Source organism: Nostoc sp., assembly GCF_036917455.1.
Lineage (GTDB): Bacteria > Cyanobacteriota > Cyanobacteriia > Cyanobacteriales > Nostocaceae > Nostoc.
The window spans coordinates 1-10,772 of record NZ_JBALDK010000014.1 but is presented as its reverse complement, the minus strand read 5'-3'; the positions used below and the strand labels follow the sequence as shown (position 1 = coordinate 10,772).

The 10,772-nt window shown below is 40.6% G+C and carries 7 protein-coding genes; 6 read left to right on the top strand and 1 reads right to left on the bottom strand.

Translation table 11 applies throughout. The features are described 5' to 3' along the window. Nucleotides 1-380 precede the first annotated feature (380 nt). The 4 genes from V7K42_RS00905 (at nt 381) to V7K42_RS00890 (ending at nt 7,365) form a co-directional block, all read left to right on the top strand. On the top strand, nt 381-1,211 hold the full coding sequence (locus tag V7K42_RS00905) for a peptidoglycan-binding domain-containing protein (protein WP_334912671.1): 831 nt from the start codon (nt 381-383) through the stop codon (nt 1,209-1,211). Between the two features lie 544 nt (nt 1,212-1,755). Continuing rightward, the gene (locus tag V7K42_RS00900) at nt 1,756-2,943 is read left to right on the top strand and encodes a TRC40/GET3/ArsA family transport-energizing ATPase (protein WP_334890316.1); all 1,188 of its coding nucleotides are present in this window, start codon (nt 1,756-1,758) and stop codon (nt 2,941-2,943) included. 256 nt (nt 2,944-3,199) lie between these two features. Next, nucleotides 3,200-6,511 carry a GAF domain-containing protein gene (locus V7K42_RS00895; RefSeq protein WP_334912668.1) on the top strand — a complete coding sequence of 1,104 codons (3,312 nt, stop codon included), beginning with the start codon at nt 3,200-3,202 and terminating at the stop codon, nt 6,509-6,511. Nucleotides 6,512-6,876: 365 nt separating this feature from the next. Next, nucleotides 6,877-7,365, top strand: coding sequence for a hypothetical protein (locus V7K42_RS00890; protein ID WP_334912666.1), 489 nt, complete (start codon nt 6,877-6,879; stop codon nt 7,363-7,365). A gap of 65 nt (nt 7,366-7,430) precedes the next feature. Here the strand turns inward: V7K42_RS00890 and dnaN are convergent, their stop codons facing one another. Further along, complete coding sequence (gene dnaN, locus V7K42_RS00885) at nt 7,431-8,594, bottom strand: DNA polymerase III subunit beta (protein WP_334912664.1); 1,164 nt, start codon at nt 8,592-8,594, stop codon at nt 7,431-7,433. A gap of 529 nt (nt 8,595-9,123) precedes the next feature. Here dnaN and V7K42_RS00880 point away from each other — a divergent pair. Together V7K42_RS00880 and V7K42_RS00875 are read left to right on the top strand one after the other, a co-directional pair. Continuing rightward, nucleotides 9,124-9,588, top strand: coding sequence for a CYTH domain-containing protein (locus V7K42_RS00880; protein ID WP_334912662.1), 465 nt, complete (start codon nt 9,124-9,126; stop codon nt 9,586-9,588). A 292-nt stretch (nt 9,589-9,880) separates the two neighbouring features. Continuing rightward, nucleotides 9,881-10,555 carry a DUF305 domain-containing protein gene (locus V7K42_RS00875; protein WP_334912660.1) on the top strand — a complete coding sequence of 225 codons (675 nt, stop codon included), beginning with the start codon at nt 9,881-9,883 and terminating at the stop codon, nt 10,553-10,555. Nucleotides 10,556-10,772 lie beyond the last annotated feature (217 nt).

Below are 10,772 nucleotides of genomic sequence, written 5' to 3'. Positions count from 1 at the left end.
ATTTTTTCGTACAGACTAGCTAATTTAGAATGATTGCGTTTAGGGGCTATAGTCTAGCCCCATAAAGGCTTTGAACGTTTTCGGAGATGTCTATTCTGTTTTTTTACCTAAGAGTGACGATGAGTTTTTATGTGTTGTCAACGCCAGAGAGTCAGTTAGCTAGTACTCTATGAGATTAATTTTGATAAGTTCATAGTGGGTAGAGCAGTAGGGATGTACAGATAGATGCGTGCCCCTGCTACGTAGTATCATCAATAGTTGAGAATAAGCGATCGCTTATTCTTTTTACTGTATGTGTAGTTGCCTACGCCGAATGTCTCCTAGTAAAGCAACTTGTTGTCACATATCGCTTAACTTTTGGAACGCCTTGCAAATAAGATATGTTAGATTTGTTTATTTCTACTTACTTAACTTTTGTAAAACAAGATACATTAAATGGTAGTTTAGTAGCAAAGGAACCAAAAAGTATGGCTATTAGTAGCCCTGAAGTCATCCGTCATATATTGATTGGGTTGGGATATTTAGCCCCTGAGATTGATCCGAAGCCGGATCTCACTAAATTCGCTCCCTGGAAGCGCAATAATAACTCATTGACAGACGATCCTACGGAAGAAGCAATTAAAAAGTTTCAGAAACAGTACTCACAAAAACTTGTGGTAAATGGTAACGCTGATGCCGAGACTCGAACTGTAATGGAAGATACAGTCAAAGGGCTTCAGAATAGATTGAAGTTTCACGGTTATGCAAGCAATGCCGAAATTCCTCAAGACAAGCCTTTTTATGGCCCAGCTACTTATACAGCAGTCAAGAAATTTCAGAAATCTCAGGGTTTAACTGAAAATGGTATTGCCACTATTGAACAGCGTCAAATTCTACAGCAACCTAGCCTAACAGATAAGCCCCAGCCGCAGCCACAATCACAACTCAAGCTGATAGATTTATGCTTCCAATTCAAAAAGAATCCTCAAAATCCTTCTTACATCGCAGCGTTAAATAACTTACAACAAAACCTACCCAAAGACGTTTTACACAAAGTTACTAACAAATGGAGAGGGACAAACGATCAAAATCCTGAGATTGTCAAGCTGACGAATTTGTTTACTTATTATGATGACAACAATCAAAACCATCGTGATGCACTAAATCACTTACAAAGTCAGATTACCCCAGCTATTTCTCAAGCATTTTTAAGTCTCTGGAATAAAAAGTGAAGAAATGGAAATAAGATGTATGGCAAAGTGCTGTTAGGGTTAGCGGGGCTTTAGCCCATGCTGATAACGATTACATCTGAGGTTGCTTCCGAACAAGGGGAAAAATCCCCTTGTCTCATCAAACTTAATTTTGGATCTATACGATCTACTTTAGATTTGAACCTGTAGCTAATTTTATTTTCGACTAATTGGTTATTAATATATTCTCTAACTATAGGTGACAGAGAGAAAAGGGCAGAATTTTTATGACCTAGCGATCGCGGCAGTTCAAGAGTAGAGGGCAGTTTTCCTCCTGCCTCCTGCCCTCTGCCTCCTGTCTTCCAAAATGACTTCTCCGATGTGGCGCTTTGTAGCGATCGCGGACTTAACTCATTCTACGGCTACGAAAACATCGCTTGGCTTCCGATATGATTTTCTTGCATTGCCGCCTACCGATTTTTTTTTGAGTTAGACACTGTTCATACCTGGGCACAACATTTATTTTCCTTAAACAGTCGATAATGTAAATAAATGTAAAAAATTCTCAGGCAGGATAGAAGCATCTATGCGTGTAATTTTGATGACTGGTAAAGGCGGCGTGGGCAAAACTTCTGTTGCTGCTGCAACTGGACTCCGTTGCGCGGAGCTAGGCTATCAGACATTGGTTTTAAGTACAGATCCCGCTCATTCCCTAGCAGACAGTTTTGACATGGAACTGGGACATGCACCCCAAAAAATTCGCCCAAATCTTTGGGGTGCAGAATTGGATGCGCTGCAAGAACTGGAGGGAAACTGGGGTGCTGTAAAACGTTACATTACCCAAGTTTTACAGGCAAGGGGTTTAGATGGGGTACAGGCAGAAGAATTGGCCATTTTACCAGGCATGGATGAGATTTTTGGCTTGGTAAGGATGAAACGCCATTACGATGAGGGTGAGTTTGATGTTTTAATTATCGACTCAGCCCCCACTGGGACTGCACTGCGCTTGCTGAGTTTACCTGAAGTCGGCGGCTGGTATATGCGCCGTTTTTACAAACCATTTCAAAACATCTCGGTAGCACTTCGCCCTCTGGTTGAACCTTTTTTTAGACCAATTGCTGGTTTTTCGCTACCAGATAAAGAGGTGATGGATGCACCTTATGAGTTTTATGAACAAATTGAAGCTCTGGAAAAAGTATTAACAGACAATACTCAAACTTCAGTGCGTCTGGTAACAAATCCCGAAAAGATGGTGATTAAGGAGTCTCTGCGTGCCCATGCTTATCTGAGTTTGTATAATGTTGCAACAGATTTAATTGTGGCTAATCGAATTATTCCTAGCGTTGTTCAAGACCCATTTTTCCAACGTTGGAAGGAAAGTCAGGAGCAATATCGCCAGGAAATTCATGATAATTTCCACCCTCTACCTGTGAAAGAAGTTCCACTTTTTTCTGAGGAAATGTGCGGATTAGCTGCATTAGAACGCCTGAAGGAAACTCTTTATAAAGATGAAGATCCGACTCAGGTTTATTATAAAGAAACGACCATGAGAGTCGTGCAAGAGGAAAAGCAATACAGCTTAGAAATTTATTTACCTGGTATTCCTAAAAACCAAGTTCAACTCAGTAAGAATGGAGATGAATTAAACATCACTATTGGCAACCACCGTCGCAACTTAGTTTTACCACAAGCCTTAGCAGCACTACAACCCGGAGGGGCAAAGATGGAAGATGACTATCTGAAAATTCGCTTTACTGACAATATAAGAGTTTAAGTTTGTTGCTTCGGCAATGTTTGGCAAAAACTCAAAATTCAAAAGCAATAATCTTTTATTGTAGCTAGTACAGACGCATTTTTTTAGCGTCTGTTTTTGTGATGTTTTGATAAATTTTTATAAAAGGTAAAAAAATAGTTTTCTTAATGGTTTGACCGTAGTTTTACTGAAGACAAATTACTTAAATAAATTTCAAAATGGACTGAGATTTAATTATGTCAATTTTACAAATTATTAATTGATTTTGTTATAAGCAATGACCTCAAACCGTGAACAAGATTTATCCTTGTATCGTCATGAAGAAAGTTTACTCCGCCGGATTACAAACCGGATTCGACGAAGCTTAGAGTTTGAAGAAATTATCACAGTGACAACGGCAGAGGTGCGATCGCTCCTAAAAACTGACCGAGTGATGATTTACAAATTTCATGCCGATGGCAATGGTCAGGTCATTGCTGAGTCTATCTATAATAATCGTTTGCCGTCATTACTGGGGCTGAATTTCCCGGCTGATGACATTCCACTCAACGCCCGTGAACTATTTGTTAAATCACGGGTGCGTTCTGTTGTAAATGTTGATACTCAAGAAATTGGTCAAATTCACTTGCGTGACTTGGATAATGGAGAAACTATATCAGAGGAGATTCGTTACCGTTCTGTAGACTCCTGCCATATTGAATATTTGAAAGCAATGGGGGTAAAGTCCTCTGTAGTAGCCCCTATTCTTTATCAAGATAAACTTTGGGGGCTGCTGGTGTCTCATAATTCCCAAGCGCGTTTGATTTCAGAATATGAACTAGAAGCAGTACAAATGGTAGTAGATCAGCTCTCAGTAGCGATCGCTCAAAGTTCCTTGCTCACTCAAGTCCGTAAAACAGCCGAACGAGAAAGGATCGTAAATCGTATTGCTACGCTGCTACATTCACTACCGACGATTGTATTACAACCAGCCCTAGAAGCGGCTGTTGCTGCCTTTAATGGCGTTGGTGGCAGGCTTTGCATTAGAAATGAAGCTTTTGATTTCTACAATGGCAACGTGACTAACTTAACAGAATGCTTAATACCAGGAAATACTTGTATCAAGCTTTATATCTGTGGACAGCAACCTGTGATGCCAGAACAAACTATATATCCACTCATAGAGCAGTATAGTGTCTGGCAAGAACACTACAAGTCTGGTAAATACGATGTTTGGCCGATTTTAGATATATATAACACTCCTAGTTTGCGAAGTTTGCAAGTTGCTTTTCAACCAACTAAAATTCGCAGCATGTTGATGATCCCACTCCAATATCGTCAGCAGCTGCTGGGCTACTTAAGTATTTTTCGCAACGAAATAGATACAGAAACTCTATGGGCGGGGCAGTATGACAGCGATCAAAGGCAACTGTACCCCCGACAATCCTTTGAGGCTTGGCGCGAATCTAAAGAAGCACAATCTCAAAAATGGACGGCTGAAGAAATTGAACTGGCTAGAAACTTGGGTAAACACTTTGCTTCAGCAGTTCAGCAGTATGAACTATACCAACAAGTACAAGTCTTCAATGAAAATTTAGAAAAACAAGTTAAAAGACGCACAGTTGAGTTACAACGGACATCTGAACAAGAACAGGCTGTGTTTAAAGTTATTGCCGAGATTCGAGAATCTCTGGACACAGATACTATTTTTCAAACCACTACTAAAGAAGTTTGTCAATTAATCAAAGCCGATCGCGTTTCGGTTTATCGTTTCGATTCTAGTTGGGGTGGTGAATTTGTCGGGGATTTCGAGGCTGCTAGTCCATATTGGTCGAATGAGTCCAAATTAGGTATTAATACAATTTGGAATGACACCTACTTACAAGATACAAAGGGAGGACGTTATCGCAACAATGAAACATTTGCAGTCGATGACATCTACAAAATGGGATTTGCTCAGTGTCATATCGACAATCTAGAGCAGTTTCAAATTTACGCTTTTGTGCTTGCTCCGATTTTTGTTGGGCAAAAACTTTGGGGTTTACTAGCAACTTATCAACACACTGGCCCCCGGCAATGGAAAACCTCTGAAGTTAACTTCCTCAGTCAGATTGCGGCTCAAATGGGGGTAGCACTCCAGCAAGCTGAATTACTTACTCAGACACGACAACAGACGTTAAATTTGCAACAGGCAGCAGAACAACAACGGGTATTGTTTGAAGTTGTGGCAAAAGTTAGGGAATCTCTCGATTTAGATGCGATTTTTCAGACAACCACCCAAGAAATCTGTAAATCATTACAAGCGGATCGAGTTGCAGTCTTTCAATTCCAGGCTGATTGGAGTGGTGAATATATCGCCGAGTTTGTGGGCGATAGCTGGGTAAAGCTAGTAGGTTCGAACACTAACACCGTTTGGCAAGATAGCTATTTGCAGGAAACCCAAGGTGGGCGATATCGTCACAATGAAACCTTTGCAGTGGATGATATCTATGAAGTTGGCCACTCTCAATGCCACGTATCAGTTCTAGAGCAAATTCAAGCAAGGGCTTATGCGATCGCACCTATATTTATCGGACAACAGCTATGGGGCTTGCTAGCAGCTTATCAGAACTCTGCCCCCCGTCATTGGGAAGCTTCGGAAATTAAATTTATCACTCAAATTGCCAATCAGCTTGGGGTTGCGCTCCAACAAGCTCAATTGCATAATCAGACCAAAGAGCAGACAGAAAAGCTGGCTTTAGCTCTGAATGATTTAAAGCAAACTCAAACCCAACTGATCCAAACTGAGAAAATGTCCTCATTAGGTCAATTGGTAGCTGGTGTTGCTCATGAAATTAATAACCCGGTGAACTTTATTTATGGCAACATCAATCATGTTAATGATTACGCCGAAGATTTACTCGGTATATTAGACCTCTATTTGCAAAATTGTCCTAACCCAAACCCTGAGATTCGCGATCGCGCATTTGAGATAGACTTAGAGTTTCTCATTGAGGATTTGCCCAAAACCTTATCCTCCATGAAAATTGGCATCGATCGCATCCGGCAGATAGTCTTGGGTTTACGGAATTTCTCCCGCCTCGATCACGCAGAAATGAAGCCAGTTGATATTCATGAGGGCATTGATAGCACCTTGCTAATTTTGCAGCATCGCTTGAAAGCAAAACCGGAAAGTCCAGCGATTAAATTAGTCAAAGAATACAGCAACCTTCCTTTAGTAGAGTGCTATGCCGGGCCACTGAATCAGGTCTTTATGAATGTTTTAAGCAATGCGATCGATGCTCTAGAAGATTGTAGAGTGTCTACATCAAAACCTCATAGCAGTCAAATTATCATCCAGACTGCGATCGCAGAGATGGAAGGTAATGTTAAAAGCGTAGTTATTCGCATTGCGGACAATGGCCCAGGAATACCCGAAACCCTAAAGGCAAGAATTTGCGATCCCTTTTTCACAACTAAGCCAGTGGGAAAAGGCACTGGCTTGGGGTTGTCAATTAGTTACCAGATTGTCGTAGATAAACATGGTGGCGTGTTTAGATGTGATTCTCAGTCGGGGTTAGGTACAGAATTTTGGATTGAAATTCCCATTAAACAAATCACCAAATCGTAGAAATAAAACCGCTCCGGGACTGGGGACTCTTTACTAGGGATTAAGTGCCAAATTGAAAAATTATGGTGGAGGCTTTTACCCACCACCAAATTTTAAAAAACTTTTCCCAGTCCCCATCGCCCCTAATCCCCAGAGGGGGCAGCGAGTTCACCAATCCCCAGTCCCCTTTACTTCACAATGGGTTGAATCCCTCAGCAATAAAACCTTGTTGAGAGTGTTGTCCAATCTGTTACAAAAAAGACAGAGGGCACAAGGCAGAAGATTGACATATTAACTACACAACATTGACGTAAATATAATTAAACCTTTTGTGAAACCAAGAAGTCTAAATAATGTAGACTTCCTTGATTTACCGATTCAAAAATATGATTAAGCATCAAATTCGTTCGATTAGTATCTTCACGGGGTTAGTAGCAGTAGTTCTAGGTAACAGTCTATTAATGACTTCAGGATCTGCGTATGCTGACTTGCCAGGAAAGCACCCTTATTATCTGCACGCGCTCACTGATTTACGCACTGCACGGTGGCTGCTAGAACATCGCCCAGGCGATGCTGCCGTTAGCGCCCAAGAAGATGTTGCTATTCAGCAGATAGATTACACTATTAACGACATTAAAAAGGCATCTTTTGATGATGGCAAAGACATCCACAATCATCCAAATATCGATGTCCCCAATAATCATCCTGGACGGTTACACAAGGCAGAGGAAATATTAAACAAAGTGCATTCCGATGTGAGGCGTGAGGAAGACGATCGCTCTGCACGTGGTTTGCAACATCGCTCTCTTCAGCATATCGATGTTGCACTTAAAGCAACTAAGCGTGCCATTTACGATATTGAACATCGTAGATAGAGACTCGATGGGCGAGCAAGACCTCGCCCTTTATAGCTAATTTCCTCTTTTTCAGGAGGTTTTTTTTAACTTCTAAGTTGCACAGGCATAGCTAAATAGGTCATTTTCAAACCACCTAATGGTGTAAAAATCACTGGAGTCAGGCTTTGATTCAAATGCATTTGAATTTCGGAAGATGGTAACTCTTTCAAGCCTTCCATCAAATATTTAATGTTAAAAGCAATTTCAATGTTTTCCCCAGAAACTTGTGCTGGCATTGACTCTCTACCACTACCCACATCTTGAGCTTCACAAGATAAGGTAATTTCTTGAGCTTCGCTATCAATACTGACCTTGACAATATTATTTTTCTGATCGGCTAGCACAGCAATTCGTTCCAAAGTGCTGACGAATTGTCGCCGTTCAATTGTCACTTCTCGCTCAAATTGACGCGGAATCAATTGTCGATAAGCAGGATATTGCCCTTCTAATGTGCGACTAGTCAAGCGCTGATTTTGCCACGCAAAGACAACTTGACCTTGATCGAAATATAAAGCTACAGGTTCATCTGATGAGGCGCTATGAGCTAGCATTCGTTGGAGTTCGCGTAATGCTCTCGCTGGTACTGTCACTTCTAGTTGACTAGTTCCACCTAGAGGACGTTCGTTGTTAGTTTCTACAACTGCTAGGCGATGTCCGTCGGTAGCTGCAAATTCCAGGGTATCTTGTTTAACTGTTAAATGTACTCCTGTGAGTACTTGCTTAGTTTCATCACCACTCGTTGCAAACAATGAACCCCGTAATCCCTCAATTAATGCGGCGGTGGTGAGATGGATTACTTCGGTATTTTCAATTATAGGTAGTTCGGGAAATTCTTCAGGCCCCATTGCTCGGACTTGGTAATGTCCACTCTTGGGTGTGAGTGTGACTATTAAACCTTCTCCACTGGATGTTGCACCTGTAAGGGCTGATTCATCGTCTAAAGTGATTTCGCCTTCTGGAAGACGAGAGGTGATATCTACAAGTAACTTAGCAGGAAGTGCGATCGCACCTCCTTGCCATACGTCTGCGTTAAAGCTGGTGCGGATTCCTAAGCTGAGATCGAAGGCTGTTAAGCTTACTTGGTTAGTTTCAGCATCCGCTTGTAACAGCACATTAGCAAGTACTGGATGAGTTGGTCGTGAAGGTACTGCACGACTGACGAGTGAGAGGTTTGTACTGAGATCGCTTTGGGAGCAAACTAATTTCATAAGTCAGATTCAGCTGGTGAAGGATATCGTAACATCCTTCGCGTCCAGGAAAACTACGTAAGCTAACAGGAAATATAGTTTGCACCCCGCCAGTAGGCATGAATGTTATGGAGTTCATCTGTTGTCAGGGTTTTTGGTGCGATCGCTATATAAAATGTGGTTTAAATAAACAAAACTATCTAAAAAAATGAATTAGGCTAAAACCCTATTCCTTCTTGTATCCTAATTCCTGCTCCCTTTTTATCCTAACAACAAATATTTCCACCGACCTACTTAGTTATCTTAACTGTCTTAGAGGTTGAATGAACAAGTTTTTCACTGTGACTTTAGACACTTTTTGATTTTACGATTCCTCTACATGTTGAAAATAGCGAATCTTAGAATTAAGGTAAGTTTTTGTAAACTTGTAATAATGATAGGATGTCGAATATGAGTTGCTTGTAGCTTTAGAGTTGGTGTTTCAAAGACAACAACTCTACACATCAACCCTCTTTATTCATAGTCTTTTTTTAGCGAAGGTATTGTAAAAATGGCGAAAGAAATAGAGCGGAAATATTTAGTTAGAGGAGATAGTTGGAGAGGATTAGCCGAGGGTAGTGTATATCGTCAAGGATACATTGCCACACAAGACAAAACAACTGTACGTATACGTATAGTAGGTGAAAAAAGTTATTTGACCATTAAGGGCCCCAGTATCAAATATTCGAGATTAGAGTTTGAGTATCCTATTCCTGTGAAGGATGCTCAAGAAATACTTGAGACATTATGTGAACGTCCCTTTGTAGAAAAAGTCAGATTTAAAATCGAGTTTGGTGGTTTGATTTGGGAAATAGATGAGTTTGACGGTGTTAACAAGGGATTAATATTAGCAGAAGTTGAACTCAATGATGAAAATCAACAAATTGAACTACCAAACTGGATTGGACAAGAAGTTTCTGATGACTCCAGATATTTTAACAGCAATTTAGTAAAACACCCTTTTTCACAATGGTAATGGCGAAAAAATTGGGATATTCCCAATTCTGTAAAAAGACCTAACGAATATAATTCTGTCAGCACTGAACCATGTTCGCTATCTAATTAGAGGGGTCTAAAACTTTTGATACCGACAAGAGAACTTTGCAAATATCCTCTAATCTCGACTTTATCCATTTTTTGTTAACGCCCCTGATATTACATAGACTTCATCCGGATGGTTTAATTCGCTGGCGATTGATCCTAATTTCATTTCTAGCTGCCAAACTAATAAGTAAATATAGAAATAGGAAACTTATTAGGTGAGACTGATGCAACTGCTATCTTTGAGGAATAGCTTTTTAGCGTTAACCTTTAGTGCGATCGCTTCAGTAGGTGGGTTAATCACAGGCTGTACTAGCACTGCTTCCCAGAACCAAAGCCAAGCGCCAGAAACAACCGCCACCACTGCTAATGACCAGCAGATGATGCACAGTATGGGAATGGATTTAGGCCCAGCCGATACTAATTTTGATTTACGATTTATCGATGCTATGATACCGCACCATCAAGGGGCTGTGGAAATGGCTAAAGAAGCACAGGTGAAATCAAAACGTCCTGAAATCAAAAAACTAGCAGACAATATTATCAAATCGCAAAACCAAGAAATCACTCAGATGAAGCAGTGGCGACAAGCTTGGTATCCCAAGGCGGGAGATAAACCAATGGCTTACAACAGCCAAATGGGTCACATGATGGAGATGTCGTCCGATCAAATGAAAGGCATGATGATGAGTCAGGATTTAGGTGCAGCGGATGCTGAGTTTGATTTGCGCTTTATCAATGCGATGATTCCTCACCATGAAGGGGCTGTAAAAATGGGACAAGATGCTTTAAGTAAGTCTAAGCGTCCTGAAATCAAGAAATTAGCCCAAGAAATTGTTAAAGCGCAAGAGGTAGAGATTAAAGGAATGCAACAATGGCGAAAAGCCTGGTACAATAAGTAATTCGTAATTCGTAATTCGTAATTTCAGCAGATTGATAGATGCATAACGGAAAATCAAGAATTTTAAAAATAATTTTCCGTTATGCCTCTATCCATTTGATTGCCAACTAAACTTGTGTATACACCAGTAAACCAAAAAGTTTTTCTCCAAAGAGCGATCGCTGAAATACTTATATGTTTTAATACTTTATAACACCTAATTCTCTAATCAGTAGACA